Raw genomic sequence first — 26,063 nt, forward strand, 5'->3', positions numbered from 1 at the left:
TCGCGGGGCGATGATGACGCAAACCTCTTGATCAACCAAGCGGGGGCGGGGGTGCGGTTAGACCGGGTCGGCTACCGGGGCCGCGGGGCCGGCCGTACCCGTGTGGGCTGTTGCGGAGGGCTTGGGCTTGGCGTCGATGCCGGCCTCGGTGCGCTGCTGGGCGGTGATCGGGGTGGGGGCACTGGTCAGCGGGTCGAAGCCGCCCCGGGTCTTCGGGAACGCGATCACCTCGCGGATCGAGTCCGCGCCGGCGAGCAGCATGCAGACCCGGTCCCAGCCGAAGGCGATGCCGCCGTGCGGCGGTGCGCCGTACTTGAACGCCTCCAGCAGGAAGCCGAACTTGTCCTGCGCCTCCTCGGGCGTGATGCCGAGCAGGTCGAAGACCCGCTTCTGCACGTCACCCCGGTGGATACGGATCGATCCGCCGCCGATCTCGTTGCCGTTGCAGACGATGTCGTACGCGTACGCCAGGGCCCGGTCCGGAGCCTCCTCGAACCGGTCGACCCACTCCGAGTTCGGCGAGGTGAACGGGTGGTGCACGGCCGTCCAACCGCCCTCGTCCGTGCGCTCGAACATCGGCGCGTCGACCACCCAGCAGAACGCCCAGGCGCTCTCGTCGATCAGACCGGACCGCTTGGCGATCTCGACGCGGGCCGCGCCAAGCAGCTCCTGCGCCTCCCGAGTGGTGGCGCTGGCGGCGAAGAAGATCGCGTCGCCCGGCTTGGCGCCGACCGCGTCGGCGAGCCCGCCCAGGTGCTCGGCGGAGAGGTTCTTCGCCACCGGGCCGCGCGCCTCGCCGGTCTCGGCGTCCAGCACCACGTACGCCAGGCCGCGCGCGCCACGCGCCTTGGCCCAGTCCTGCCAGCCGTCCAGCTCCTTGCGGCTCTGCGCCGCGCCACCCGGCATCACGACCGCGCCGACGTAACCGCCCGCGTCGATCGCCCCGGCGAACACCCGGAACGCGGTGCCGCGCAGGTAGTCGGTCAGCTCGGTCAGCTCGACGCCGTAGCGCAGGTCCGGCTTGTCGGAGCCGTACCGGGCCATGGCGTCGTGCCAGGTGATCCGCGGGATCGGCCCGGAGATCTCGTGCCCCGCCAGCTCCTTCCACAGCGTCGAGACGATCGCCTCACCGAGGTCGATCACGTCGTCCTCGGTGACGAAGGACATCTCGATGTCGAGCTGGGTGAACTCGGGCTGCCGGTCGGCCCGGAAGTCCTCGTCGCGGTAGCAGCGGGCGATCTGGTAATACCGCTCCATGCCGCCGACCATCAGCAGCTGCTTGAACAGCTGCGGCGACTGCGGCAGCGCGTACCAGCTGCCGGGCTGCAGGCGCACCGGCACCAGGAAGTCGCGGGCGCCCTCGGGCGTCGACCGGGTCAGCGTCGGCGTCTCGATCTCCAGGAAGTCCCGCTCGTGCAGGACACCCCGGGCCAGGTGGCTGGCGCGCGAACGCAACCGCAGCGCGTTCGCCGGCCCGCTGCGACGCAGGTCCAGGTAGCGGTACTTGAGCCGGATGTCGTCGCCGGCCTCGATCTGGTCGTCCACCGGCAGCGGCAGCGGCGCGGCCTCGGAGAGCACCTCCAGCTCGGTGACGGTCACCTCGACCTCACCGGTGGGCAGCTCCGGGTTCTCGTTGCCGGCCGGCCGGCGGGTCACCTCGCCGACGACCTTCACGCAGAACTCGTTGCGCAGCGCGTGCGCGTCCTCCTCGCGGAAGACCACCTGGACGACGCCGGTGCCGTCGCGCAGGTCGACGAAGATGACCCCGCCGTGGTCGCGCCGGCGGGCCACCCACCCGGCGAGCGTCACCGTCGAGCCGGCGTCCGCGGCGCGCAGGCTTCCGGCATTGTGGGTACGGATCACGGCTGGCAACTCCTCATCGTGGAACAGTCCTCACCCGCATTCTGTCAGGGGTGGCCGCCCCGCCTCCGGGCACCCGGCAGGCCGGCGCGATTCGCTGGTGGGGTGGACCGGCGAACCCGACTCCCCCGGCAGCCGGGCCGGTTAACGTGGCGAAATGCGGCCCGTACCGAACTGGGCCGTCGCCACGGCGGCGGCGGCGCCCGTGCTGCTGGTGGCCGGTTGGACCGTCGCGGAGGCCCGGCAACCCGCCGGGTACGACCCGATCCGGGACACCATCAGCGAACTGGCGGGGCAGGACGCCACCGACGCCTGGATCATGGTGGTGGCGCTGGTGCTGCTCGGCTGCTGCTACCTGTCGGTGGCCGCCGTCCTGCACGCGGCCGGACTGCCCAGCCGGTTCCTGCTCGCGATCGGTGGGGTGGCCACCATCGCGCTTGTCGCGTTTCCCCGGCCGCCGGTCGGCGGCTCGGTCAGCCACGGCGTCGCGGCCACGGTGGCAGTCCTCGCCCTGGTGCTCTGGCCGGCCGGCTCGGCACTGCGGCTGCCGCGCGGTCATGACACCGCGCACCCCACCCGACCGGAGCCGCCCTGGGCGTTCCGCCGGGCGGTGGGGCTGAGCACCACCCTCGTGCTGCTCGCGCTCTTCGGCTGGTGCGCGTTCGAGGTGACGAGTGGGTCGCGCACCGGGCTGGCCGAGCGGGTCACGGCGGTGGCGGTCTCCCTGTGGCCGCTGCTGGCGGTCGTCTCCGCCCGGCGGGCACACCTCGCCTGGTCCGTCGGCGCCGCGACACCCACCGGTCCCGCCGTGGGTGTCGTACCCCCGGATCCCCTGCGACCCACCCAGCGGCCCGACCGGCTCGCGTGAGCCGGCGCGCGACGGCGCCCGGACGCGCGACGCGGGCCGCCGGAATCCTCCGGCGGCCCGCGGGCGGTGACGGGATCAGAAGACGCTGACGCCGTAGCGGCTCAGGGCCTCGGTGACGGGCTGGAAGAAGGTCGTGCCACCGGTGCGGCAGTTGCCACTGCCGCCGGAGGTCATGCCCAGGGCCGTGGTGTTGGCGAACAGCGAGCCGCCGCTGTCGCCCGGCTCGGCGCAGACGTTGGTGCGGATCAACCCGGAGACGGAGCCCTCGGCGTAGTTGACGGTGGCGTTCGTCGCGTTCACCGTGCCGCCGCGCAGGCCGGTGGTGCTGCCGGAGCGCTGCACCGACTGGCCGACGGACGCGTTGCCGGCGCCGGTGATGTCCCGGTAGCTGCCGTTGTAGAGGTAGACGTTGCCGGCGGCGTTCGCCGAGTTGCTGTGCCGCACGATGCCGTAGTCGTTGCCCGGGAAGCTGGTGCCGGTCCGCGTGCCGATGAGGGCGGTCTGGGCGGAGTTCGAGTACCAGTTGGCGGAGATGTTGGTGCAGTGCCCGGCGGTCACGAAGGAGTAGGTGCTGCCGCTGCGCACGTTGAAGCCGAGCGAGCAGCGCCCGCCCCCGCCTGCGTAGATGGCCTGGCCGCCGGAGATCCGGGTGCTCAGCACGCCCGCCTCGGCCTCGACGCGGACCGCGCCGTTGGCCCGCGCGGCGGCGGCCTTGACCCGCTCCAGCTTGGCGCCGGTGACGGTGCTGTCGACGGAGACGACGACCTGGTTGGTGACCGGGTCGCTCCACCAGGCGGTGCCCGGGATCTTCGCGGAGCGCTCCAGATCGGCGGTGGCCCGGTTGAGTTCGCCGGCACCGCGGGTGACGTAGCGGACGGCGGCGCCGGCCTTGTTCGCCGCGCTCGCGGCGGCCGCGTCGGTCACCGTGACGACGGACCTGCCGCTGGCGTCGATGTACGAACCGGCCGAGCGGTCGCCGAGTTGCGCGGACAGCGCGGCCGCGGCGTCGGGCGAGGCGGCGGGTGCGGCCTGGGCGGGTGCGCCGATGAGCACACCGACGACCAGACTTCCGGAAACGGCGACAGTGGCCGCAACGCGGAATGTGGACCTCGTGGGTCGCATGTAACAACCTCCTGGGCGGGGGAGCGGGTCTCGCCGAGGTCGGCTGACCCGATGGCAACCCGGCCGATCTGGGGAAACCGGCCAAGTGCACTGAAGTATTCACATACTTAAGATCATTGACAAGGCTTGGTTGAGCCCGGATTCAGCGAACGCAGCCGGCCACATCTCCGCAACACCACCGACACGATGGCGAACAGCCGCCGTCACACCCAACCCGCCCTCGGCGAGCATGGTTGTCGATGCCTTGTGGCACCGGCCGGCGCGGGTCCGCCCGTCAGGGCGTACGGCGGCGGGCACCGGGGCCGGGGCGGGGAACCACGTCACGCACCCGCCCCACATCGTGTCCGTCGGCGCAGCGCAACTCGGCGTGCACGAGGGCGCCGCAGTCACGGTGAGTGACGGTCAGCGGCGAGCCCTCGGCGTCGGCAAGGTACCGGTCACCCCACCCGAGCACGGCCACCAGGACGGGCCAGAGATCCAGGCCCTTCTCCGTCAACAGGTACTCGTGGCGCAGCCGGCTCCCCGGCTCCCGGTACGGCTCGCGGCGCAGCACGCCCTGCTCGACCAGGCCGGTCAGCCGGTTGGTCAGCACCTGCCGTGGGATGCCGGTGCGTACCCGCATGTCGTCGAAGCGGCGGACGCCGGTGAACACCTCGCGGAGCACCACAAGGGTCCACCGCTCACCGAGGATCTCCATGGCACGGGCGATGGTGCAGTTCTCCACCGACCAGTCCAGCGCTGCGGGTCGCATCCAACCAGGCTAGGTCTCGTTGACAGACTCAGCAACCTGCTGCCAGGCTGCGTCCATGACGCAGACGCAGGAACCGGCGCGCAGCCGTACCTTCACCTGGGCGGACCCGGCGGTCAACGCCGCTCAGATCGGTCGACGCAGTGGCCTCGACATGCTCCGGGCGATGATCGCCGGCGAGCTGGCCGCACCACCGGTGATGCACCTCATCGACATGACCCGGATGGTGGCCGACGAGGGCGTGGTGGTCGTCGAGCTGACCCCGCAGGAGTTCCACTACAACCCGCTCGGCACCGTCCACGGTGGTGTCCTCTCGACACTGCTGGACACGGCCGCGGGCTGCGCCGTGCACAGCACCCTGCCGGCCGGCGTCGGCTACACCTCGCTGGACCTCAACGTGAAGTTCCTCCGCCCGGTCACCGTCGCGAGCGGCACGCTGCGCTGCGAGGGCACGGTGCTGCAGAGCGGCCGCCGGACGGCCCTGGCCGAGGCCCGCATCACCGACGCCAACGGCCGCCTGACAGCCCACGCCACCAGCACCTGCCTCCTCCTCCCCCAACCCTGACCCCGCCCCTGGATGGTTGATCAAGAGGTTCGCGTCAGGAAACGGGCTCCCGGTGACGCAAACCTCTTGATCAACACGGGTGTCTGGGGGGTGGGGGTTAGCGGAGGGCTAGGCGGGCGGCTCTTGCGTCGCGCTTTTCCTCGAAGCGGTTTGCTGCCTTGTCCAGGTTGTCCAGTTGGGCGGCGAGCTGCTCGCGGGCCGCCTCGCCGTCGGCGTCGAGACCTGTCACGTTGAAGACGTCCCACTGACGCAGCACCGGCTGGAGCACCTCGTCGCGGTGCTGGCGCAGGTCGTAGATGCCCGCCAGGGCGATCGCCACCGACTTGCGGGCGAAACCGTCGATGCCGGCGCCCGGCATCTGGAAGTCGGCCACCACGTCGGCGACGGCCCGCATGGCCTGACTCGGGGCCAGCTCGAACGCGGCGGCGAGCAGGTTGCGGTAGAAGACCATGTGCAGGTTCTCGTCGGCGGCCACCCGGGCCAGCAGCGCCTCACAGGCGGGGTCGCCGGTGGCCTTGCCGGTGTTGCGGTGCGAGATGCGGGTGGCCAACTCCTGGAACGAGACGTACGCCAGCGAGTGCAGCACCTCGTCGCCGTGGGCGTTGGTGTAGCCCTCCGACATGTGCGTCATCCGGGCCCGCTCCAACGCCACCGGGTCGACCGCCCGGGTGACGGTCAGGTAGTCGCGGATCGCGACCCCGTGCCGACCCTCCTCCGCGGTCCACCGGTGCACCCAGGTGCCCCACGCGCCGTCCCGGCCGAACAGGGTGGCGATCTCGTGGTGGTACGAGGGCAGGTTGTCCTCGGTCAGCAGGTTCACGATCAGCGCCGTGCGGGCCACGTCCGGGATGGTGGAGTCGGTCGGTGACCACGCCTCGCCGCCGAGCGGCCCGTCGAAGGTCCGCCCTTCGCTCCACGGCACGTACTCGTGCGGGAACCACTCCTTGGCGAGCGAGAGGTGGCGGTCGAGGTTGCGGGCAACCACCGGCTCCAACTCGACGAGCAGTGCGGTCTGACTGACTGTGGTGCTGACGGTCACGAGAAGCTCCCTACGGTGGCGTAACTTACGCTACCGTAGGTCCCCGCGGCCAGGAGCGCCAGTGGTGAGACTCAGCTGACCGTCGGTTTGCGGTCCGCCAGGGGTGGCATCCACTCCCCCGCACCGGCCGTGACCTGCTCACCCGAACGGATGTCCTTCACCTCGTCCGGCGCTCCGTCGGCACCCGGGAACCACACGTACGGGATGCCGCGCCGCTCGGCGTAACGGATCTGCTTGCCGAACTTCGCCGCGCTCGGCGAGACCTCGGTGGCGATGCCGCGGGACCGCAGCGCCGCCGCGATCCGGCCACTGGCCGGCCGGTGCTCCTCGTCGGCCAACGCCACCAGGACACAGGTGGGCACCGAGCGGGACACCGACAGGTCCCCCGCGCCGAACAGCAACCCGAGCAGCCGGGTCACCCCGATCGAGATACCCACCCCGGGGTACGAGACAGCGCCGGCGCTGGCCAGGTTGTCGTACCGGCCGCCGGAGCAGATCGAGCCGAACCGCTCGTAGCCGCGCAGCTGGGTCTCGTAGACGGTGCCCGTGTAGTAGTCCAGGCCGCGGGCGATGCGCAGGTCCGCGACGCAGAGGCCGGGTGAGTGCTCGGCGGCGGTCTGCACCACCCGGACCAGCTCCTCGATGCCCTCGTCGAGCAGCGGGTCACTCACCCCGAGCGCCCGCACGGCGTCGGCGAACGACGCGTCCGGCGCGGAGATCTCGGCCAGCGCCAGGCACGCCTTGGCCTGCGCCTCGCTCGCCCCGGCGGTCTGGGCCAGCAGCTCGGCCACCTTCGCCGGACCGATCTTGTCGAGCTTGTCGATCGCCCGCAGCGCCGCCTCCGGGTCGGTGAGCCCGATACCCCGGTAGAAGCCCTCGGGGATCTTGCGGTTGTTGACCTGGATGGTCACCGGCGGGATCGGCAGCGACCGCAGCGCGTCCCCGATGACCAGCGGCATCTCCGCCTCGTGGTGCGGGGCCAGGGTGTCCCGGTCGACGATGTCGATGTCGGCCTGGACGAACTCCCGGTAGCGCCCCTCCTGCGGCCGCTCCCCCCGCCACACCTTCTGGATCTGGTAGCGACGGAACGGGAAGGTCAGCTTGCCGGCGTTCTCCAGCACGTAGCGGGCGAACGGCACGGTCAGATCGAAGTGCAGGCCGAGCTGGTCGTCGCCGCCCGCGCCCTCGGCGTCGGCGTGCAACCGCCGGATCACGTAGACCTCCTTCGAGGTCTCGCCCTTGCGCAGCAGCTGGTCCAGCGGCTCCACCGCGCGGGTCTCCAGCGGCGCGAAGCCGTACAGCTCGAACGTGGCCCGGATCTTGTCGAGCACGAACTGCTCGATCATCCGCTGACCGGGGGTCCACTCCGGGAAACCGGAGATGGGCGTGGGCTTGCTCATCGGCGTACTCCTTGCGGTGCCGCGCCCGCGGCGCGGTGGTGTCGTGGGTCCGCGCCGCGGCGCGGACGAAAGATCTAGAGGCCCCGGGTGGGAGCGGCCGGCGTCGTGCCGGCCACCTCGACGAGGTACGGGTTGCTGGCGCGCTCGCGGCCGATGGTGGTGGCGGGGCCGTGGCCGGGCAGCACGACGGTGTCGTCGGCCAGCGGAAGGATCTTGTCGCGCAGGCTGGTGAGCATGGCCGGCATGCTCCCGCCCGGCAGGTCGGTGCGGCCGATCGACCCGGCGAAGAGGACGTCGCCGGACAGGCAGATCTCGTCCGCCTCCCAGCCCGAGCCCGCGCCGGGCAACCTGAACAGCACCGACCCGCCGGTATGGCCCGGGGCGTGGTCGACGGCGATCTCCAGGCCGGCGAGGGTGAGGGTGGCGCCGTCGGTCAGCTCGGCCACCTCATCCGGCTCGGTGTAGCTCAGTCGGCCGCCGAACAGCGACGTCAGGTCGGCGGAGAGGCCCTTGGCCGGGTCGGCAAGCATCTCCCGGTCGCCGGGGTGCACGTAGGCGGTGATGCCCCGCGCACCGCAGACCGGCGCGACCGAGAACGTGTGGTCGAGGTGGCCGTGGGTGAGCAGGACAGCGGCCGGATGCAGGCGGTGTTCGGCGAGCAGCGCGTCGAGCTGGTCGAGCACCCCGATGCCGGGGTCGACCACCACGCACTGCTCCCCCGGCGCGGTGGCAACCACGTAGCAGTTGGTGCCGAAGGCGTCCGCGGGAAAGCCGGCCACGAGCACGGGCGCTGTCCTTTCGTCGAACGGCTGTCGTCCTGCCCAGCAGCCTAACGGGCGCGCCGAGTGAGTTTGCCGCGTCCGTCCCGCGCGCCCCGCGGGACACAGTGACACCGCCCGATAAGCGCTGCTCGGAACGGGGTGGACCTCGTACACCACTTTCCCAGTCACTAGCCGTACACTCTGGCGGGCGTGTGGCGCGGCACACGTGACGCCCGGACGGGCCGGGACGCCCGGTCGCCGGCGACGACCAGGTAGAGGAAAGGGGAGCACCGGTGGCTTCCAGCAGGGACCGGCAGCGCAAAATGGCGCGGGCCAAGCTCGACCGGCAGTTGGCCCGCCGGGCCGCCGCCACGCGGCGGCGTCGGCAGATCCAGGCCGGCGTCGGCGCCGCCCTGATCCTCGTGCTGGTCGTGGCCGGCTCCGCCTGGGCACTCGGAGCGTTCGACTCCGACTCCAAGCAGAACACGGCAAACGAGGACACCTGCCTCTGGACGCCGCAGGACGCCTCGGCCAACGCCAACCTCAAGGACGTCGGCACGCCGGAGAGCAAGGGTCTGCCCACCGAAGGCACCCGGGCGATGACGGTGACCACCAACCAGGGCGGGCCGATCACCGCGGAGCTCAGCCTGACCAACTCGCCCTGCGCGGCGGCGAGCATCGCGCACCTGGCGAGCCGGTCGTTCTACGACAACACCAAGTGCCACGAGATCACCGCCGACGGCGCGCTGCGCTGCGGTGACCCGAGCGGCACCGGCCTCGGCGGCCCGACCTACTCGTTCTACGACGAGGAGCTGCCGACCGTGCCGTCGGCCAGCCCCGCTTCCGGCCAGCCGCCGACGTACCCGAAGGGCACCGTGGCGATGATCGCCAACCCGCCGGGCAGCAACGGCAGCCAGTTCCTGATCTTCTTCAAGGACTTCACCACCGCCGAGCCGAAGTTTCCGGTGATCGGACGGGTGACCGCCGGGCTGGACGTGGTGGAGAAGATCGGTGCCCTCCCGACCGTGGACAATGGGACCGGGGCCAAGGTCAAGCCCAGCACCGACGTGACGATCCAGAGCCTCACCGTCGGTGAGCCGGTCACCGCGGCGGCGCCGATGCCGTCGGCCTCCGGCGCGCCGTCCAGCAGCCCCAGCGCCGGCTGACCGGCCGCCACCACCCACACCCCAGCGGCACCCCAGCAGCAGACAGCCAGGAGGATCCAGGCGTGACGTCCACCAGAGAGCGGCAGCGCGCGGCGGCACGCGCCCGGCTCGAGAAGGAGATGGCCGAGCGGGCGGCCAAGGCCCGCAAGCGCCGGCAGACGCGGGCGATCGTCAGCGCGGCAGGCGCGCTGGTGCTCGTGGTTGCCGGCACCGTCTGGCTGGCGGTGAGCCTCGGCGGCGGCGACGACGACAAGAAGAACACCGCCGCGCCGGCCGGCGCGGCGGAGTGCGCCTTCAACGAGCTGCCGAAGGAACAGCGTCCCCCGCAGATCAAGGACGTCGGGCTGCCGAGCAACCAGCAGTCCGCCACCGGCGTGCAGACCATGACGATCGACACCAACCTGGGCCCGATCACGGCCAAGGTCGACCGGTCGAAGGTGCCGTGCACGGCGGGCAGCTTCAGCTATCTCGCGGAGAAGAACTTCTTCGACAACACCAAGTGCCACCGCCTCGTGAGCGAGGGCATCAAGGTGTTGCAGTGCGGCGACCCGAGCGCCACCGGCAACGGCTGGCGCCCCACCGACGGCCAGGGCGGCCCGAGCTACCGCATGGCCGAGGAGAACCTGCCCACCGACAAGCGCCCGCCGTACCCGGAGGGTGTCATCGCGATGGCCAAGTCGCAGGATCCGGGCAGCACCGGCAGCCAGTTCTTCATCGTCTACGGCGACTCGCCGCTGGACCCGGCGTACACGGTGCTGGGCACCATCACCGGCGGCATGGACCTCGTCAAGGACGTGGCCAAGGCCGGTGACGACGGCGCGTTCGCCCAGCAGGCCGGTGGTGGCCACCCGAAGAAGGAGGTCATCATCAAGGACCTCGCGATGAGCCCGCCGCAGGGCTGACCCCCGCGCTGACGACCAGGCGCCCGCCGGCTGAGCCGGCGGGCGCCTGTGTGTCCGGGGTACGCGTCAGGCGCCGGAGGTGACCCGGTACGCGTCGAAGACGCCATCCACCTTGCGGACCGTGGCCAGCAGGTGGCCCAGGTGCTTCGGGTCGGCCATCTCGAAGCTGAACCGGCTCACCGCCACCCGGTCGCGGGTGGTGGTGACGGTGGCGGAGAGGATGTTGACCCGCTCGTCGGAGAGCACCCGGGTGACGTCGGCCAGCAGCTTGTGCCGGTCCAGTGCCTCGACCTGGATGGCGACCAGGAAGGTCGAGGCGGAGGTGAGCTTCCAACTCACCTCGACCACCCGCTCGCTCTGGGCCCGCAGGTCCTCGGCGTTGGCGCAGTCGTCGCGGTGCACGCTCACCCCGCCGGAGCGGGTGACGAAACCGAACACCGAGTCCGGTGGGACCGGGGTGCAGCAGCGGGCCAGCTTGATCCAGACGTCGCTGACGCCGCGGACCACGACACCGGGGTCGTTGCTGCTCTGGCGGCTGCGCGGTGGCCGGGTGGCGACGGCGGTCTCGGCGATGTCCTCCGCCGCGCCCTCCTCGCCGCCGTACGCGGCCATCAGCTTCTGCACCACCGACTGGGCGGAGACCTGGCTGTCACCGACCGCCGCGTAGAGCGACGCCACGTCGGCCAGGTGCAGGTCCCGCGCGATCGACATGAGCGCGTCGGAGGTGAGCATCCGCTGCAACGGCATGCCCTGCTTGCGCATCGCCTTGACGATCGCGTCCTTGCCGGCCTCGATCGCCTCCTCGCGCCGCTCCTTGTTGAAGTACTGGCGGATCTTCGTACGCGCCCGCGGGCTCTTCACGAAGCCCAGCCAGTCCTGCGTCGGGCCGGCGGTCTCGGACTTCGAGGTGAAGATCTCGATCACGTCGCCGTTGGACAGCGTCGACTCCAGCGGCACCAACTTGCCGTTGACCCGCGCCCCGATGCACTTGTGCCCCACCTCGGTGTGCACCGCGTACGCGAAGTCCACCGGCGTCGACCCGGTCGGCAGCGGGATGACGTCACCCTTCGGGGTGAAGACGTACACCTCCTGGCTGGACAGGTCGAAGCGCAGCGCGTCCAGGAACTCGCTCGGGTCCGCCGCCTCCCGCTGCCAGTCGAGCAACTGCCGCAGCCAGGTCATCTCGTCGATGTGCGCCGGCGGGCCGACGATCTGGGTGCCCTTGTGCTCCTTGTACTTCCAGTGCGCGGCGATGCCGAACTCCGCGGTGCGGTGCATCGCGTACGTGCGGATCTGCATCTCCACCGGCTTGCCGGTGGGCCCGATGACAGTCGTGTGCAACGACTGGTACATGTTGAACTTGGGCATCGCGATGTAGTCCTTGAACCGGCCCGGAACCGGCTGCCAGTTGGCGTGGATGACGCCCAGCGCCGCGTAGCAGTCCCGAACCGTGTCGACCAGGATCCGCACCCCGACCAGGTCGTAGATGTCGTTGAAGTCACGACCCCGCACGATCATCTTCTGGTAGATCGAGTAGAGGTGCTTCGGCCGTCCGGTGGTCTCCGCCTTGATCTTGGCGGCCTTGAGGTCGGTGCCGACCTTCTGGGTGACCTGCCGCAACAGCGTCTCGCGCTGCGGCTGGTGCTCCCCGATCAGCCGGTTGATCTCCTCGTAGCGCTTCGGGAACAACGTGCCGAAGGACAGGTCCTCCAGCTCCCACTTGATCGTGTTCATACCGAGCCGGTGCGCCAGCGGCGCCAGGATCTCCAACGTCTCCTTGGCCTTTTGCTCCTGCTTGGGGCGGGGCAGGAAGGTCAGGGTGCGCATGTTGTGCAGTCGGTCGGCCAACTTGATCACCAGCACCCGCGGGTCCTTGGCCATCGCCACGACCATCTTGCGGATCGTCTCGGCCTTCGCCGCGTCACCCAGCTTGACCTTGTCCAGCTTGGTGACGCCGTCGACCAGCAGGGCGACCTCGCCGCCGAAGTCGGCACGCATCGCGTCGAGGGTGTACTCGGTGTCCTCGATGGTGTCGTGCAGCAGCGCGGCGACGAGCGTGGTGGTGTCCATCCCCAGATTGCCGAGGATCGTCGCCACCGCGAGCGGGTGCGTGATGTACGGGTCACCGGACTTGCGGTACTGCCCGGAGTGCCACCGCGCGGCCGTGTCGAAGGCGCGCTGGAGCAGCCGGGCATCGGCCTTGGGATGGTTGTCCCGGTGGCTCGCGATGAGCGGCTCCAGCACCTCGCTGACCTGGGAGGTCTGCCAGGGCGCGTTGAACCGGGCCAGCCGGGCCCGCACCCGCCGCCCGGTGGGCGCGTTGGACAGCCCGAAGCCACCGCTCGGCGACGGGTCGACGCCGGCGTCACCCGGGAACGGCACCACCACCCCGTCGGCGCCGGGAGACGCCTCGACGCTCGGCGGGCCGCTGATCGGTCGTGCCGCGCTCTCGCCCGCAGCCCGGCCAGAGCCGCTGCCGGCGCCCGTGACCCGGGCTGGCGCGTCGCCTGCCCGGTCAGTCACCGTGCCGTCAGCGTCGCCTGTCGGGTGCACCGTGCCCTCCGCCGGAGGGACGACATCGTGGGACACCGGCCTCCTCACCGCTCGCCGGGAAAACACCTGCCGAACAATCGGCCGGCCTGGTCTCGCGCCGCCGGACGGCGTACCGCCGGCGTCAGCAATGGGCAATGCTACCCGCACGCACGGTCCGCTGCCGCTCCGCCGGACGGTCGGCACAGGCTCCGCCCGACCAGTCCACCATCAAACGGTCAGCCCGCCACCGAACGACTCAAACGGTCAGCAGGGCATGGACGGGACGCGGCGCCAACCGCTCCCGCCCACCCAGGAAACCGAGTTCCAGCAGCACGGTGAAACCGGTGACGGTGCCGCCGGCCCGCTCCACCAGGTCCAACGTCGCCTCGGCGGTACCGCCGGTCGCCAACACGTCGTCGACCACCAGCACCCGGTGCCCGGCGGTGAAGGCGTCCTCGTGCACCTCGAGGGTGGCCTCGCCGTATTCGAGCGCGTAGGAGACCGAGTGCGCCGGGCGGGGGAGCTTGCCGGCCTTCCGGACCGGCACCACGCCGACCCCGGCGGCGTACGCCACGGCCGCGGCGACGACGAACCCGCGTGCCTCGATGCCGACCACCACGTCGAAGGCGTCCCGACCGTGGTACGCGACGATCCCGTCGATCACCTCACGGAACGCCTTCCCGTCGGCGAACAGCGGCATCAGGTCCTTGAACATGACGCCGGGCTTGGGGAAGTCGGGCACGTCCAGCACCCGGCTGGCGACCAGTCGGGCGGCCTCCGGGCCGCTGTCCCCGCGCGCCGCGGTGCTGTGGGTCTCCGTCATGGCTGTTCCGCTCTCCTTCAACGACGACGGCGTCCGGCAGTGCTGCTCGCACAGCATGCCGGACGCCGTTCGGTTGTGTCGTGGCGGGTCAGCGCCGTTTGGCGCCACCCGGCCGGTTGCCGCCACCACCGGGGCGACCGCCCCGGGCACCGGTCGGCCGCTTGCCCGCCGGGCGAGCGCCCACCTTGGGCGCGGCGCCGGCCAGCGCGGCAGCGTCCGGGTCGAGCGACTCCTCGGTCACCTGACCCTGGGTCGGGCTCACCGCACCCTTGCCGGTGACCTCGCCCCGGGCGAGCCCGCTGCGCCGGGCCAGGACGCGCTTGTTGTGCGCCTGGATCCGCGGGTCGTAGTTCTTCAGCAGGGCCAGCAGCGGCGTGGCCACCAGGATGGAGGTCAGGAACGCCACCGCCATACCGACGAACAGCACCAGGCCGAGGTCCTTCAACGTGCCGGCGCCGAGCAGACCGGCACCGATGAAGAGCAGACCGCCGACCGGCAGCAGGGCGACCACCGAGGTGTTCAGCGACCGCATCAGGCTCTGGTTGACGGCCAGGTTGGCCGCCTCGGCGTACGTCTGGTTGTTGTTGGCGGTGATGCCGCGGGTGTTCTCCTGGACCTTGTCGAAGACCACCACCACGTCGTAGAGCGCGAAGCCCAGGATCGTGAGGAACCCGATGATCGTCGACGGGGTGACCTCGAAGCCGACGAGCGAGTAGATGCCGGCGGTGAGGATCAGGTTGGTGAACAGCGACGCGACCGCCGCGACGGCCATCCGCCACTCGAAGCGCAGGATCAGGTAGACCATCACCAGCGCGATGAAGATGACCAGACCGAGTACGGCCCGCTGGGTCACCTGACTGCCCCACGCCTCGCTGACCTGGTTACCGCTGATCTGGTCCGCGTTGATCCCCAGATCCTCGGCGATCTGACCCTTGACCGCGTTCGTCTGCTCGGCGCTGAGCTGCGGCGTACGCAGCTCGTAGGTGTCACCACCGGTGCCGCCGACCTTCTGTGCGGTGGCCACCTTGATGCCGGTGTTCTCCGCGGCAAGGGCCGAGTTGACCTCCCGCTCGGCGTCTTCCAGGGTGCCGACACTGGCCGGCACCTGGAACGAGTTGCCGCCGGCGAACTCGATGCCGAGGCTGAACCCACGCAGCCCGAAGCTGAGCAGCGCGATCAGGATCAGGACACCGGCGACGCCGAACCAGAGCTTGCGGCGGCCGACGACGTTGAGACCGGCCTCGCCGTTGTAGAGGCGGCTCGCCAGACCGTTTTCAGCCATCTCAGGCCTCCTTGGCGCGCGGGTTGCGGGGCTGAGTCTGCTGGCTGCGGGCCGGCAGTGCCCGGCCCAGGCCGCTGACCCGCGGGGACAGGAACGCCCGGGTCCGGGCGAACATCGTCATGATCGGGTGCCGGAAGAGGAAGACCACGACCAGGTCCAGCACGGTGGCCAGACCGAGGGCGAACGCGAAGCCCTTGACCGTGCCGACCGAGACCACGTAGAGCACCACGGCGGAGAGCAGGGTGATCGCGTTGGCCGAGATGATCGTGCGACGAGCCCGCATCCAGGCGCGCGGCACCGCGCTACGCGGGCTGCGCCCCTCCCGGATCTCGTCCTTCAACCGTTCGAAGTAGATGACGAACGAGTCCGCCGCCACACCGAGCGAGACGATCATGCCGGCGATGCCGGCGAGGGTGAGCGTGAAGCCGATCTGCCGGCCGAGCACCACGAGCGCGCCGAAGACCAGCAGCGCGGAGAGGATCAGGCTCAGGAAGATCACCGAGCCGAGCAGCCGGTAGTAGAAGAACGCGTAGATGATGACCAGCAGCATGCCGATGCCGGCCGCGAGCAGACCGGCACGCAGGTGGCTGGCACCCAGCGTCGCGGTGACGTTCTGCGCCTCCTGCTGCTTGAACGTCACCGGAAGCGCGCCGAAGCGCAGCTGGCCGGCGAGCGCGCTCGCGTCCTTCTGGTTGAAGTTGCCGGTGATCTGGGAGTTGCCGGTCAGCACGCCCTGGATCTCCGGCGAGGAGACGATCTCGTTGTCCAGGACCACGGCGACCCGGCACTTGCCGTCCTGGCCGAGTGCGGTCGCGTCGCAGGCCTGGCCCTCGTTGTTGAACGACTCACGGGTGAGGTCGGTCCACTTGCCCTGACCGTCGCTCTTGAAGTCGAGGCTGACCACCCAGGCGTTGGTCTGGTCGAGCACCGCGTCGGCGTCGGACACGTCGGTGCCCAGCACCTTGGCCTGGTCGAGCAGGTACTTCGAGGCGCCGTCCTCGCAGGAGACGACCTGCTGCTTCGGCTCGGAGATCGACGCCGGGGGGCGCTCGTCGAGCTGCTTGCAGCCGATGGTCGGCACGTTGAACTGCATCTGCGCCGACAGCACGGCGACCTCTTGCGGCGACAGCTCGCCGAACGGCTTGAGCTTGTCGGCGAGCGACGGGTCGGCGGTCAGGTCGGCCGGGGCCTGCAGACCGTTGGCGGCCTGCCAGGCGGCGGCGCCGACCTTCTGCTCGACGGCCTTGCGCTGCTCCTCGATGCTGGCCGGCACCGGCTCCGCGCTGGCACTGGCACTGGGCGCCGCGGCACTCGCCGAGGCGGACGCGGACGGAGTCGGCGTGGCGCTGGGCGCCGGGGCCATCCCACCCTGACCGCCGCTGGGCGACGGGCTTATCTTCGGCGCGCCGCTGCCCGACGGGGTCGGGGTGGCGCCGCCGGACGGCGTCGCGCTGCCGGACGGGTTGGGAACGGCGCTGCCGGACGGGGTGGGCGCGGCCGGCGGCGGCACGGCGGCCGTCCCGCTGCCGTCGGCACCCTTGAGCACCTTGCGGAAGCGCAGCTCGGCGGCGTTGCCCACGTCTCTGAGGTCCCGGTTCTCACCGGGCAGGGAGATGACGATGTTCCGGTTGCCCTCGGTGACCACCTCGGCCTCGGCCACGCCGAACGCGTTGACCCGGCTCTCGATGATCTGCCGAGCCTCCTCGAGATTCTCCGCCGTCGGCGCCTTGCCGCCGATGCTGTTTCTCGCCTCCAACGTCACCCGGGTGCCGCCGATGAGGTCCAGACCGAGCCGAGGCTCGAGCCGATCCTTCAGGCTGCCGCTGGCACCCGAGAAGAACACCAGAAGATAGAGGACGACGAAGATGAACCCGAGCACGGCGAGCTGCCGCCCGGGGCGCATCTGTCCCTGAGGTGGTGCCACGGCTGTCCTGTCTCCCTGTGCGGTGGCGCCGCTGTGCGCAGCGGCGGCGGTGTCGGGCCGGGGGTCCCGGCTGACGGGCTGACCTGAGCCGACGAGATGCCGACACGTGGTCCGGACACCCAGCGCGGAACGCCGATGGTCACGGGTACGTGCCGACGCCCGACGTCGACCCAACTATCCAGTTTTCACGTCTGGTCCGCTGCCCCGTCGGGCGCGGTGGCCCGGAAGCCGGTCGACCGGCCGTACGCCGGACTCGCCACCCCCGGAGAAGACGTCATTCCTTGATGACGTCGGCGTCCCCGCTGACCGGCTCGCTCGGCAGCTCCGCGCGGGTGACCACCCGGGCGATGGCGGCCCGCGCGTAGCGGGTCTGCACACCAGGGGCCACCTCGATCAGGACGGTGTCGTCCTCGATGCCGGTGACCGTGCCGTAGAGCCCGCCGATGGTGACGACCTCGTCGCCCGGGCCGAGCCCGGACTGCATCGACTCAGCCTCGCGGCGGCGCTTCTGCTGGGGTCGGATCATCATGAAGTACATGACACCGAAGAGCAGGACGATCATCAGGATCGGCGTGATACCGCCACCTGAGGGGCCCGCTGCTATGTAATTCACGGTTACTGACCTTCCCACTGGCCACCGGCCCGGCACCTGGGTGCCGGAGCGGAGGCGGAATCTCACGTCCTGTACAGACCGCGGCGAAGTCTAAACCCTGCACCTGAGAACACCGAATGCGGCACAGATCACGTTCACATCACGGCTGATCGGTATCCATCGAGAACAGATCGGGCACAGGCGGACTATCCATACCAAAGGTACCATTCGGCGGAGTGCGCCCCAGATGCCGCCAGGCGGCCTCCGTGGCCACCCGCCCCCGCGGCGTACGCGCCAACAGACCAGCACGGACCAGAAACGGCTCGCAGACCTCCTCGACCGTGTCCGGCTGCTCCCCCACCGCCACGGCAAGGGTGGACAGACCCACCGGCCCACCCCGGAACGAGTCGACCAACGCGGTCAGCACCGCACGGTCCAACCGGTCCAACCCGAGCGCGTCCACGTCGTACACGATCAGCGCCGCACGGGCGGTGTCGACATCGACCACGCCGTCGGCCCGCACCTCGGCGTAGTCGCGGACCCGGCGCAGCAGCCGGTTGGCGATCCGCGGCGTGCCCCGGGACCGACCGGCGATCTCGGTCGCACCCTCCGGGGTGATCGGCACACCCAGGATCCGCGCCGAACGGTGCAGCAGCGTCTCCAGATCCGCCGGAGCGTAGAAGTCGAGGTGGGCGACGAACCCGAACCGGTCCCGCATCGGACCGGTCAACAGACCCGAGCGGGTCGTCGCGCCCACCAGGGTGAACGGCTCGACATCCAGCGGGATCGCCGTCGCCCCCGGCCCCTTGCCGACCACCACGTCGACCCGGAAGTCCTCCATCGCGCTGTACAGCAACTCCTCGGCCGGACGCGCGATACGGTGAATCTCGTCGATGAAGAGCACATCGCCCTCGGTGAGACTGGTCAGGATCGCCGCCAGGTCCCCGGAACGCTCGATGGCCGGGCCACTCGTCACCCGGATACCCGCGCCCAACTCGGCGGCGACGATGTTGGCCAGACTCGTCTTGCCCAGACCGGGCGGGCCGGAGAGCAGGATGTGGTCCGGTGGCGACCCCCGCCGCATCGCGCCCTGCAACAACAGGTCGAGCTGATCACGCACCCGGTCCTGGGCGATGAACTCGGCCAACCGCCTCGGCCGGACCGTGGCCTCCGCGTCCCGGTCGGCGTCACTGACGTACGCCGAGACAAGCCCGTCGGTCTCGCTCACCGTGCCCTCTTCACTCGCGACTGCGGGGCTCGCAACCCCGGCTGACTCCTCGCGCACACCGCGCGGGCGCTCACCGGGTCCGACCCAGCAGGCGGATGGCCTGCTTGAGCAGGACCGGCACCGGCGGCGTCTCACCCTCGATCGACTCGGCCACCGCGGCCACCGCCTGATCGGCCTGGCCAGCCGTCCAACCCAGTCCGACCAGCGCCTGCCGGACCTGGTCCGACCAGCTACCGCGGGTCACCCCGGTCACCCCGTCGACGCCGATCGGCACCGGGCCGATCCGGTCGCGCAGTTCCAGCACCAGGCGCTCGGCGCCCTTCTTGCCGATCCCGGGCACCCGGGTCAGGGCGGCCGTGTCGGCGTTGGCGATGGCCTTGCGCACCGCGTCCGGGCTGTGCACGGCAAGTACCGCCTGGGCCAGTCGCGGACCCACCCCGCTGGCGGTCTGGAGCAACTCGAACAGCGACTTGGCGTCGTCGTCGGCGAAGCCGTAGAGGGTCAGCGAATCCTCCCGCACGATCAGGCTGGTGGCGAGCCGGGCGACCTGGCCGACCCGCAGCTCCGCGAGGGTGCCGGGGGCGCAGTGCACGGCGAGACCGACACCGCCAACCTCGATCACGGCCTGGTCCGGACCCGTCGCGGTCACCGTGCCGCGCACGCTGGCGATCATCGTGCTCCTCCTCGTCGTGCCCGGTCGGCTGCCGCGGCCAGCTTCGAGCGGGTCCCGCCGCGCCACACGTGGCAGATGGCCAGGGCGAGCGCGTCGGCGGCGTCGGCCGGCTTCGGCGGCTCGGCCAGCCGCAACAGCCGGGTGACCATCGCGGTCATCTGCGCCTTGTCCGCCTGACCGGACCCGGTCACGGCCGCCTTCACCTCGCTCGGCGTGTACGTCTGCACCGGCAGTCCGGCGCGCGCCCCGGCCAGCACGGCGATGCCGCTGGCCTGCGCGGTGCCCATCACCGTACGCACGTTGTGCTGACTGAACACCCGCTCGACGGCGACGCTCTCCGGCTGGTGCTCGGCGACCAACTTGTTGAGCGACCGGTCCAGGTGCAACAGGCGCAGCGCCAGGTCGTCGGCCGGGTCGGTGTAGACCACGTAGTAGGCGATCAGAGTGCAGGGACGTCCGGGCACACCCTCGACCACACCCACCCCGCACCGGGTCAGCCCCGGGTCGACCCCCAGCACCCGCACACCGCCCCCTCCCCAGCCGTCAGCAGTACGTGTGTTCGACACCCTAACCGGCGCCCTTCCCACCAGCCCCACGGGACACGCCCCGCGCCCCGCGCGCCCCACGCTCGACCGGCCGGGAGCGGAGGTCCGGGGCGCCAGCCGCAAGGTCACGCTCGATCCGGGATGTAGTGGCAACGAAGCACCCGGACACCACTACATCCCAGATGCTGCGCGATCTGCGGCGGCGAGGGCGGGTGGGCCACACAGCTTTGGTACGGAGTATGTGTCGCTGGCCCATGTGCCGGGGAGCACACAGCTCGTAACTTCTTGCGCCATGACGGCAGAACCCGTGGCGGTCCCCCACGTCGTACAGCTCGACCTCGCCGGTCGGACCGCCCTGGTCACCGGGGGCGGTGGCGGCATCGGGCGGGCGTGTGCCCTGCGGCTGGGCGCGGCCGGCGCCACGGTGCTCGTGGTGGATCGCGACCTGGAGGCGGCCAAGGCGGTGGCCGCGGAGGTCGGCGGCCGGGCAGAGGGTGTGGACCTGTCCGACGCCGCGGCGGTGGACCGCCTCGACGTGGACGTGGACATCGTGGTGAACAACGCCGGCCTTCAGCACGTCGCGCCGCTGCAGGACTTTCCCGTCGAGCGCTTCGAGTACATCCAGCGGGTGATGGTGGAGGCGCCGTTCCTGCTGATCCGTCGCGCGCTGCCGCACATGTACGCCCGGGGCTGGGGTCGGATCGTCAACATCTCCTCGGTGCACGGGTTGCGCGCGTCGCCGTACAAGGCGGCCTACGTCTCGGCGAAGCACGCGCTGGAGGGGCTGTCGAAGGTGGTGGCGTTGGAGGGCGCCGCGCACGGGGTGACCGCCAACTGCATCAACCCGGCGTACGTGCGCACCGCGCTGGTGGAGAGCCAGATCGCCGACCAGGCGGCCAGCCACGGCATCGACGAGGCCGAGGTGATCGAGAAGATCATGCTGGCCCGGGCCGCGATCAAGCGCCTGATCGAACCGGAGGAGGTCGCCGAGCTGTTGGCGTACCTCTGCTCGCCGCCGGCGGCGTTCATCACCGGCGCGTCGATCGCCCTCGACGGGGGCTGGACGGCCAACTAGTGGGGCTGAGCACAATGTCGACCATGTCATCGCCGGTGGAGTTCCTGGAGCTGCTCGCCCGTGAGGCCGCGGCGGTCGAGTTCGAGGGACCGTTGGTGGCCGCGCGGGCCGCGGGGCTGCCGCCGGAGCGGCTGGCCGAGCTGGAGCAGGCCAGGTCGGTGGCGTTGCGGGTCCGCGCGCTGCTGGAGCGTCGCCGTCGCCGGGAGTCCGAGCTGTCCGGCCTGTACGACACGGTCAGCGACCTGGCCGGGCTGCGCGACCTGGACGACGTGCTGCGGGCGATCGTGCACCGGGCTCGTAACCTGCTCGGCGCGGACGTGGCCTACATGACGCTCAACGACGACGAGCGTGGCGACACGTACATGCGGGTGACCGACGGGTCGGTGTCGGCCCGTTTCCAGCGGTTGCGGTTGCCGATGGGCGCCGGTCTCGGTGGCCTGGTGGCCCAGTCCGGCGCGCCGTACGTCACCGGCAACTACGGCGAGGACGCGCGCTTCCACCACACCGGTGAGATCGACGCCGGGGTGGGCGAGGAGGGTCTGGTGGCGATCCTCGGGGTGCCGCTGCGGCTCGGTTCCACCTCGATCGGTGTGCTCTACGCGGCCAACCGTTCGGCTCGGCCGTTCGTCCGGGAGGAGGTGGCGCTGCTGGTCTCGTTGGCCGCGCACGCCGCGGTGGCGATCGACACCGCCCGGCTGCTGACCGAGACCCGCTCGGCGTTGGCCGAGTTGTCGGCCGCGAACACCACCATCCGGGCGCACAGCAGCTCGGTGGAGCGGGCCGCGGCGGCGCACGATCGGATGACGGCGCTGGTGCTGCGCGGCGGCGGGGTGGAGGACGTGGCGGCGGCGGTGACCGAGGTGCTGGGTGGTGCGCTGCTGGCGTTGGACGCCGAGGGCCGCCTGCTGGCCCGGGTGGGTGAGATCGACGAGCCGGACCGGGCGGACATCGTGGAGGCGGTGGCGGCGTCGCGGACCGAGGGGCGAAGTGTGCGCCGGGGTCCCCTCTGGTACGCGGCGGTGGTGGCGGGCGCGGAGAACCTGGGCGCCCTGGTGCTGCGTCCGGACGACGAGTTGGTCGACGCCGACCAGCGGATTCTGGAGCGGGCCGCCCTGGTGACCGCGCTGCTGCTGCTGTTCCGCCGGACGGTCGCGGAGGCGGAGGGGCGGGTGCGTGGCGAGTTGCTGGACGACCTGATCGCCCGTCCGCTGCGCGACACCGACGCGTTGCGCAGTCGTGCTCGCCGGCTCGGGGTGGACCTGGACGCACCGCACGTGCTGGTGGCGGTGGGCGACGACGCGATCGCGGCGACCGGCTCGGCCCGGCAGCGGGTGCTCTCCTGGGCCACCACGTACGCCTCGGCGCGCGGTGGGCTGGCCGCGGCTCGCGACGGTCGGGTGGTGCTGATGCTGCCGGGGTTGGACGCGGGCGGCAGCGCCCGCGCGGTGGCAAGGGACCTGTCCCGGGTGACCGGCCGACCGGTGACCGCCGGGGCGAGCGGCCCGTCGAACGGGCCGGCGGCGCTGGCCGGGACCTTCCACGAGGCCGACCGGTGCCTGACGGCGCTTGGCGCGTTGGGCCGGACCGGCCAGGGGGCGAGCACCGCCGAGCTGGGCTTCGTCGGGTTACTGCTGGGCACGGTCGGTGACCGGGGCGAGACGGACGTGGCCCAGTTCCTCCGCACCACGGTCGGGCCGGTGGTCGACTACGACGCCCGGCGGGGCACGGCTCTGGTGCGGACGTTGGAGGCGTACTTCGGGGTGGGTGGCAGTCTGGCCCGCGCCGCCGAGCAGCTGCACGTGCACGTGAACACGGTGACCCAGCGGTTGGAGCGGGTCGGGCAGCTGCTCGGCGCGGACTGGCAGCGGCCCGAGCGGGCGTTGGAGGTGCAGCTCGCGCTGCGCCTGCACCGGCTGCGCGCATCGGCCGACTGATCGACCGAGGTCAGCCGGCGACCGCCCTGAGCAGCCGCCGGCTCGCGGACCAGCGGCCTGCTCAGCGGACCTGGATGCCCCGCAGCACGGCGTCGACGACCCGCTCGGGCAGTGTCTGCTCGTCCAGGTCCGGGTTCCACTGGAGCACCCGCTGGATCAGCATCGGCCCGGTGAGCAGCGCCATCGTCACCTCGATGTCGATGTCGCCCCGGAGCACTCCCTCGTCGATGCCGCGCCGCAGCACCTCGCGCATCAGCTGCCGGCGGGGCGCGATGATGTTCTGGTAGAGCTGGAACTGATCCGAGTCGCGGTTCACGGCGGACGCGAGACAGGGCATGATCTTCGGCGCACGCGGGTCGACGTTCTTGCCGATCGCGCCGACCAGCAGCACCAGGTCGTCGCGGACCGAGTGCCCGGCGGGCTGCGCCAGGACGCCCTTGAGGCGACGTAGCGCGTCCAGCAGCAGGGCGTCCTTGCCCGCCCAGCGGCGGTAGATGGTGGCCTTGCCGACCCCGGCGCGAGCGGCGATCGCCTCGATCGAGAGCGCCTCGATGGTGCTGCCCTCGGCAAGCAGGTCGAGGGTGGCCTCGATGATCGCCTCGTCGGCACGGATGCTCCGCGGTCGCCCGGGCGACCGCGGAGCATCAGCGGTGGACGTCATGGCAGACATCTTCCCGCACCTATGCCGTACCGGCCAACTCGGGCTCGGCAACCGGGGCCGCCGGAGCGACGCTGGTCTCCTCCCGACCCGGCATCCAGCGCAGCACCACGATGATCCCGAGCGCGGCGATCACCGCGGAGAGCCCGGCCGCCCAGTGCATGGCGGTGACGAAGGCGTCGTTGGCCGCCGAGATCAGCGACGGGCCCGCCGGGCCGAGCTGGCCCGCCGCCGCGTACGCGCCGGAGATCGACTCGTTGGCCGCGTCGCGGGCCTGCGTGGGCAGGCCGGTCAGCGCGTCACCGATGTCGCTGCGGTAGACCGCGGAGAGCACCGAGCCGAGGACGGCCACGCCGAGCGCGCCGGCCACCTGGCGGATGGTGTTGCTGACCGCGGAGCCCACGCCGGCCTTCTCCCGGGGCAGCGCCGACATGATCGACTCCGTGGCGGGCGGCATGATGTTGGCCATTCCCGCGCCCTGGATGAGGAAGACGAGCAGCACGATCCAGATCGGGGTGGAGGCGCCGATGAAGAGGAAGGCGCCGAGGGACACCACGGTCAGCGCCAGGCCGACGGTGGCGACGGCCTTACCGCCGTAGCGGCGGACCATCGCGGCGCTGCGCGGCGCGAAGATCAGCTGGGCACCGGCGAAGGGCAGGAAGAGCAGACCGGTCTGCAACGGGCTGTAGTCGCGTACGAGTTGCAGGTAGAACGAGCCGAAGAACATCGAGCCCATCGCGGCGAAGAACACCAGGCCGACGATGGCGACCGGCGCGGCGAAGCGGGGCACCTTGAACAGCCGGACGTCCAGCGACGGGTGGTCGCTGCGCCGCTCGTGCCGGACGAACCAGGCGAGCACCGCGACGCCGATCAGGATCGAACCCCAGGCGATCGGGCGGTCGAAGCCGTGCTCGCCGCCGTCGATGATGCCGTAGGAGAGGGCGACCAGGCCGACCACGGAGAGCAGCACGCCGAATACGTCGATCCGGCCCGGTCGCGGGTCACGCGACTCCGGGACCAGCAGCCCCACCAGCACCACGCCGGCGATGACCACCGGCACGTTGATCAGGAAGACCGAACCCCACCAGAAGTGCTCCAGCAGCGCGCCGCCGAGGATCGGGCCGATGGCCACGGCGAGGCCGACGGCGCCGGCCCAGACACCGATGGCCCGGCCACGCTCGCGCGGGTCGAAGACGTTGGAGATGATCGAGAGCGTCACCGGCATGATGGCCGCGCCGCCGACCCCCATCAGTGCGCGGGCCGCGACGAGCTGGCCGGGGCTCTGGGCGTACGCGGAGAGCAGCGACGCCAGGCCGAACAGCACCAGACCGATCATCAGGAAGCGCTTGCGGCCGGCGCGGTCGCCGAGCACCCCGAAGGTGAACAGCAGTCCGGCGAAGACGAGCGTGTAGGAGTTGATGGACCACTCCAGCTCGCCCTGGCTGGCGCCGAGGCCGTGCACCGGGTCGGCCAGGGTGCGCAGGGCGACGTTCAGGATCGTGTTGTCGAGGACGACCACGAGGAGGCTGATCACCAGCACCCCCAGGATCGCCCACCTCCTCGGGTGGCCGGTGTTGTTGTGCAGCTCCATGCCTGGTTTCCCCCCACGCTTTCCCCGCGCCGCAATACGATACGGGTCAGACTCGTAACGCGGGTCAGCCTACGGCGTGCATTAACGATACGGCACCGATCCGTATCGTATGTGGTGGGCATCACGCCGAGTAGCAACGGCCAGGCAGGCGGCGACGGCGGTCGGCAGCGAGTCGAGGCGGTCCGCCGGCGCGGTGAGTGGCTCGATCCAGCCCGGTCCCGCGCCGTACACCCGCAGGCGTGGGAAGTCCCGGGCAAAGCGCACCAGACGGTACGCGCGGCCGGTGACCGGCGTCTGCGACCAGAGCACGACGGTGTGCGGGCGGGCCCGGTACACCGCGCTGGCCAGCGCCGACCAGGGCAGCGCGGGCCCCAGGTGCAGACACCCGCGCCCCTGCTCGCGCAGCGCGGCGGCGAGCGCGTGCAGACCAAGGCAGTGCGCCTCCTTCTCGGCGCCGGCCAGCAGCAACCCGCCGGCGGGCAGTGACCGGCCCGGCTCCCGGCGGTACACGTCCAACCCGACCCGGACGCCCTCGGAGAGGGCGTGTTCGACGGCGACCTCGGCGGCGGAACGTCCCCGCAGCCGGGCCAACAACGGACGACAGACCTGCTCCCAGAGCGCCGGCACGCCCCAGGCCTCGGCCACCTCCAGCACCAGCGTGGCGACGGCATTGCCGTCCAGGTCCTCGGCAGCCAGCGAGACCTGCTTGTACGCGATCTCCACGGTCCGCGCCGGCATCGGCTCGGTCAGCACCAGACGTACCCCCGGATAGACG

At 71.3% G+C, this 26,063-nt stretch carries 23 protein-coding genes; 6 read left to right on the top strand and 17 right to left on the bottom strand.

Annotated elements, in window-relative coordinates:
- Nucleotides 1-57: 57 nt before the first annotated feature.
- A complete protein-coding gene (gene aspS / locus AB0O48_RS10175) occupies nucleotides 58-1,863 on the bottom strand; it encodes an aspartate--tRNA ligase (protein ID WP_365064553.1) in 1,806 nt (601 codons plus the stop codon).
- A 154-nt stretch (nucleotides 1,864-2,017) separates the two neighbouring features.
- Between aspS and AB0O48_RS10180 the strand changes: the two genes are divergently transcribed.
- Nucleotides 2,018-2,728: a DUF998 domain-containing protein gene (locus AB0O48_RS10180; protein ID WP_365064556.1), complete on the top strand. Its 711-nt coding sequence runs from the start codon at nucleotides 2,018-2,020 to the stop codon at nucleotides 2,726-2,728.
- A gap of 75 nt (nucleotides 2,729-2,803) precedes the next feature.
- Here AB0O48_RS10180 and AB0O48_RS10185 read toward each other — a convergent pair whose 3' ends face one another.
- Both AB0O48_RS10185 and AB0O48_RS10190 read right to left on the bottom strand, forming a co-directional pair.
- A complete protein-coding gene (locus AB0O48_RS10185) occupies nucleotides 2,804-3,850 on the bottom strand; it encodes a S1 family peptidase (protein WP_357245233.1) in 1,047 nt (348 codons plus the stop codon).
- Between the two features lie 274 nt (nucleotides 3,851-4,124).
- Complete coding sequence (locus AB0O48_RS10190) at nucleotides 4,125-4,601, bottom strand: helix-turn-helix domain-containing protein (protein WP_365064560.1); 477 nt, start codon at nucleotides 4,599-4,601, stop codon at nucleotides 4,125-4,127.
- Between the two features lie 55 nt (nucleotides 4,602-4,656).
- Between AB0O48_RS10190 and AB0O48_RS10195 the strand changes: the two genes are divergently transcribed.
- Nucleotides 4,657-5,163: a PaaI family thioesterase gene (locus AB0O48_RS10195; protein WP_365064563.1), complete on the top strand. Its 507-nt coding sequence runs from the start codon at nucleotides 4,657-4,659 to the stop codon at nucleotides 5,161-5,163.
- 97 nt (nucleotides 5,164-5,260) lie between these two features.
- On the opposite strand, the gene AB0O48_RS10200 is transcribed toward AB0O48_RS10195, so the two are convergent.
- The 3 genes from AB0O48_RS10200 to AB0O48_RS10210 all read right to left on the bottom strand — a co-directional run bounded on the left by AB0O48_RS10200 (nucleotide 5,261) and on the right by AB0O48_RS10210 (nucleotide 8,387).
- Nucleotides 5,261-6,202 (bottom strand): acyl-ACP desaturase, encoded by a 942-nt coding sequence (locus tag AB0O48_RS10200; protein ID WP_357245239.1) that lies wholly within the window; start codon nucleotides 6,200-6,202, stop codon nucleotides 5,261-5,263.
- Nucleotides 6,203-6,273: 71 nt separating this feature from the next.
- Entirely contained in the window at nucleotides 6,274-7,602 is a 1,329-nt protein-coding gene (gene hisS, locus AB0O48_RS10205; RefSeq protein ID WP_357245241.1) for a histidine--tRNA ligase, read from the bottom strand.
- Nucleotides 7,603-7,676: 74 nt separating this feature from the next.
- A complete protein-coding gene (locus AB0O48_RS10210; RefSeq protein WP_357245243.1) occupies nucleotides 7,677-8,387 on the bottom strand; it encodes an MBL fold metallo-hydrolase in 711 nt (236 codons plus the stop codon).
- A 269-nt stretch (nucleotides 8,388-8,656) separates the two neighbouring features.
- On the opposite strand from AB0O48_RS10210, the gene AB0O48_RS10215 reads away from it, so the two are divergent.
- Nucleotides 8,657-9,529, top strand: a complete 873-nt coding sequence (locus tag AB0O48_RS10215; RefSeq protein ID WP_357245244.1) for a peptidylprolyl isomerase — start codon at nucleotides 8,657-8,659, stop codon at nucleotides 9,527-9,529.
- 62 nt (nucleotides 9,530-9,591) lie between these two features.
- Nucleotides 9,592-10,431, top strand: a complete 840-nt coding sequence (locus AB0O48_RS10220) for a peptidylprolyl isomerase (protein ID WP_357245246.1) — start codon at nucleotides 9,592-9,594, stop codon at nucleotides 10,429-10,431.
- Nucleotides 10,432-10,497: 66 nt separating this feature from the next.
- Here the strand turns inward: AB0O48_RS10220 and AB0O48_RS10225 are convergent, their stop codons facing one another.
- The 8 genes from AB0O48_RS10225 to ruvC form a co-directional block, all read right to left on the bottom strand.
- Nucleotides 10,498-13,020 carry a bifunctional (p)ppGpp synthetase/guanosine-3',5'-bis(diphosphate) 3'-pyrophosphohydrolase gene (locus AB0O48_RS10225; RefSeq protein ID WP_357245248.1) on the bottom strand — a complete coding sequence of 841 codons (2,523 nt, stop codon included), beginning with the start codon at nucleotides 13,018-13,020 and terminating at the stop codon, nucleotides 10,498-10,500.
- 199 nt (nucleotides 13,021-13,219) lie between these two features.
- On the bottom strand, nucleotides 13,220-13,786 hold the full coding sequence (locus AB0O48_RS10230; protein WP_357245249.1) for an adenine phosphoribosyltransferase: 567 nt from the start codon (nucleotides 13,784-13,786) through the stop codon (nucleotides 13,220-13,222).
- An 88-nt stretch (nucleotides 13,787-13,874) separates the two neighbouring features.
- Nucleotides 13,875-15,068 (bottom strand): protein translocase subunit SecF, encoded by a 1,194-nt coding sequence (gene secF, locus AB0O48_RS10235; protein WP_357245252.1) that lies wholly within the window; start codon nucleotides 15,066-15,068, stop codon nucleotides 13,875-13,877.
- A gap of 1 nt (nucleotide 15,069) precedes the next feature.
- The gene (gene secD / locus AB0O48_RS10240) at nucleotides 15,070-16,992 is read right to left on the bottom strand and encodes a protein translocase subunit SecD (RefSeq protein WP_357245254.1); all 1,923 of its coding nucleotides are present in this window, start codon (nucleotides 16,990-16,992) and stop codon (nucleotides 15,070-15,072) included.
- 274 nt (nucleotides 16,993-17,266) lie between these two features.
- A complete protein-coding gene (yajC, locus tag AB0O48_RS10245) occupies nucleotides 17,267-17,605 on the bottom strand; it encodes a preprotein translocase subunit YajC (protein WP_357245256.1) in 339 nt (112 codons plus the stop codon).
- A gap of 139 nt (nucleotides 17,606-17,744) precedes the next feature.
- Complete coding sequence (gene ruvB, locus AB0O48_RS10250) at nucleotides 17,745-18,812, bottom strand: Holliday junction branch migration DNA helicase RuvB (RefSeq protein ID WP_357245258.1); 1,068 nt, start codon at nucleotides 18,810-18,812, stop codon at nucleotides 17,745-17,747.
- A 70-nt stretch (nucleotides 18,813-18,882) separates the two neighbouring features.
- The gene (gene ruvA / locus AB0O48_RS10255) at nucleotides 18,883-19,485 is read right to left on the bottom strand and encodes a Holliday junction branch migration protein RuvA (protein WP_357245260.1); all 603 of its coding nucleotides are present in this window, start codon (nucleotides 19,483-19,485) and stop codon (nucleotides 18,883-18,885) included.
- Nucleotides 19,482-20,009, bottom strand: a complete 528-nt coding sequence (gene ruvC / locus AB0O48_RS10260; RefSeq protein WP_357245262.1) for a crossover junction endodeoxyribonuclease RuvC — start codon at nucleotides 20,007-20,009, stop codon at nucleotides 19,482-19,484. The genes ruvA and ruvC overlap by 4 nt, the downstream gene beginning before the upstream one ends.
- Nucleotides 20,010-20,322: 313 nt before the next feature.
- On the opposite strand from ruvC, the gene AB0O48_RS10265 reads away from it, so the two are divergent.
- Nucleotides 20,323-21,105, top strand: a complete 783-nt coding sequence (locus AB0O48_RS10265; RefSeq protein WP_365064574.1) for a 3-hydroxybutyrate dehydrogenase — start codon at nucleotides 20,323-20,325, stop codon at nucleotides 21,103-21,105.
- Nucleotides 21,106-21,119: 14 nt separating this feature from the next.
- Nucleotides 21,120-23,039 (top strand): helix-turn-helix domain-containing protein, encoded by a 1,920-nt coding sequence (locus tag AB0O48_RS10270; protein WP_357245266.1) that lies wholly within the window; start codon nucleotides 21,120-21,122, stop codon nucleotides 23,037-23,039.
- A 61-nt stretch (nucleotides 23,040-23,100) separates the two neighbouring features.
- Here AB0O48_RS10270 and AB0O48_RS10275 read toward each other — a convergent pair whose 3' ends face one another.
- From AB0O48_RS10275 to AB0O48_RS10285, 3 genes are all read right to left on the bottom strand, one after another.
- The gene (locus AB0O48_RS10275; RefSeq protein ID WP_357245268.1) at nucleotides 23,101-23,709 is read right to left on the bottom strand and encodes a TetR/AcrR family transcriptional regulator; all 609 of its coding nucleotides are present in this window, start codon (nucleotides 23,707-23,709) and stop codon (nucleotides 23,101-23,103) included.
- Between the two features lie 10 nt (nucleotides 23,710-23,719).
- The gene (locus AB0O48_RS10280; RefSeq protein ID WP_357245270.1) at nucleotides 23,720-25,288 is read right to left on the bottom strand and encodes an MFS transporter; all 1,569 of its coding nucleotides are present in this window, start codon (nucleotides 25,286-25,288) and stop codon (nucleotides 23,720-23,722) included.
- An 81-nt stretch (nucleotides 25,289-25,369) separates the two neighbouring features.
- Complete coding sequence (locus AB0O48_RS10285) at nucleotides 25,370-26,041, bottom strand: transcriptional regulator (protein WP_357245272.1); 672 nt, start codon at nucleotides 26,039-26,041, stop codon at nucleotides 25,370-25,372.
- Between the last annotated feature and the right edge of the window lie 22 nt (nucleotides 26,042-26,063).

The organism is Micromonospora sp. NPDC085948 (assembly GCF_040686315.1).
Classification (GTDB): Bacteria; Actinomycetota; Actinomycetes; order Mycobacteriales; family Micromonosporaceae; genus Micromonospora.

Excerpts from the sequence above, each read along its gene's own strand:
- AB0O48_RS10280 (WP_357245270.1), bottom strand. The coding sequence starts at position 25,288 with ATGGAGCTGCACAACAACACCGGCCACCCGAGGAGGTGGGCGATCCTG.
- AB0O48_RS10190 (WP_365064560.1), bottom strand. The coding sequence starts at position 4,601 with ATGCGACCCGCAGCGCTGGACTGGTCGGTGGAGAACTGCACCATCGCC.
- ruvA (WP_357245260.1), bottom strand. The coding sequence starts at position 19,485 with ATGATCGCCAGCGTGCGCGGCACGGTGACCGCGACGGGTCCGGACCAG.
- AB0O48_RS10195 (WP_365064563.1), top strand. The coding sequence starts at position 4,657 with ATGACGCAGACGCAGGAACCGGCGCGCAGCCGTACCTTCACCTGGGCG.
- AB0O48_RS10180 (WP_365064556.1), top strand. The coding sequence starts at position 2,018 with ATGCGGCCCGTACCGAACTGGGCCGTCGCCACGGCGGCGGCGGCGCCC.
- AB0O48_RS10275 (WP_357245268.1), bottom strand. The coding sequence starts at position 23,709 with ATGTCTGCCATGACGTCCACCGCTGATGCTCCGCGGTCGCCCGGGCGA.
- AB0O48_RS10265 (WP_365064574.1), top strand. The coding sequence starts at position 20,323 with ATGACGGCAGAACCCGTGGCGGTCCCCCACGTCGTACAGCTCGACCTC.
- AB0O48_RS10270 (WP_357245266.1), top strand. The coding sequence starts at position 21,120 with ATGTCGACCATGTCATCGCCGGTGGAGTTCCTGGAGCTGCTCGCCCGT.
- hisS (WP_357245241.1), bottom strand. The coding sequence starts at position 7,602 with ATGAGCAAGCCCACGCCCATCTCCGGTTTCCCGGAGTGGACCCCCGGT.
- secF (WP_357245252.1), bottom strand. The coding sequence starts at position 15,068 with ATGGCTGAAAACGGTCTGGCGAGCCGCCTCTACAACGGCGAGGCCGGT.
- AB0O48_RS10230 (WP_357245249.1), bottom strand. The coding sequence starts at position 13,786 with ATGACGGAGACCCACAGCACCGCGGCGCGCGGGGACAGCGGCCCGGAG.
- AB0O48_RS10185 (WP_357245233.1), bottom strand. The coding sequence starts at position 3,850 with ATGCGACCCACGAGGTCCACATTCCGCGTTGCGGCCACTGTCGCCGTT.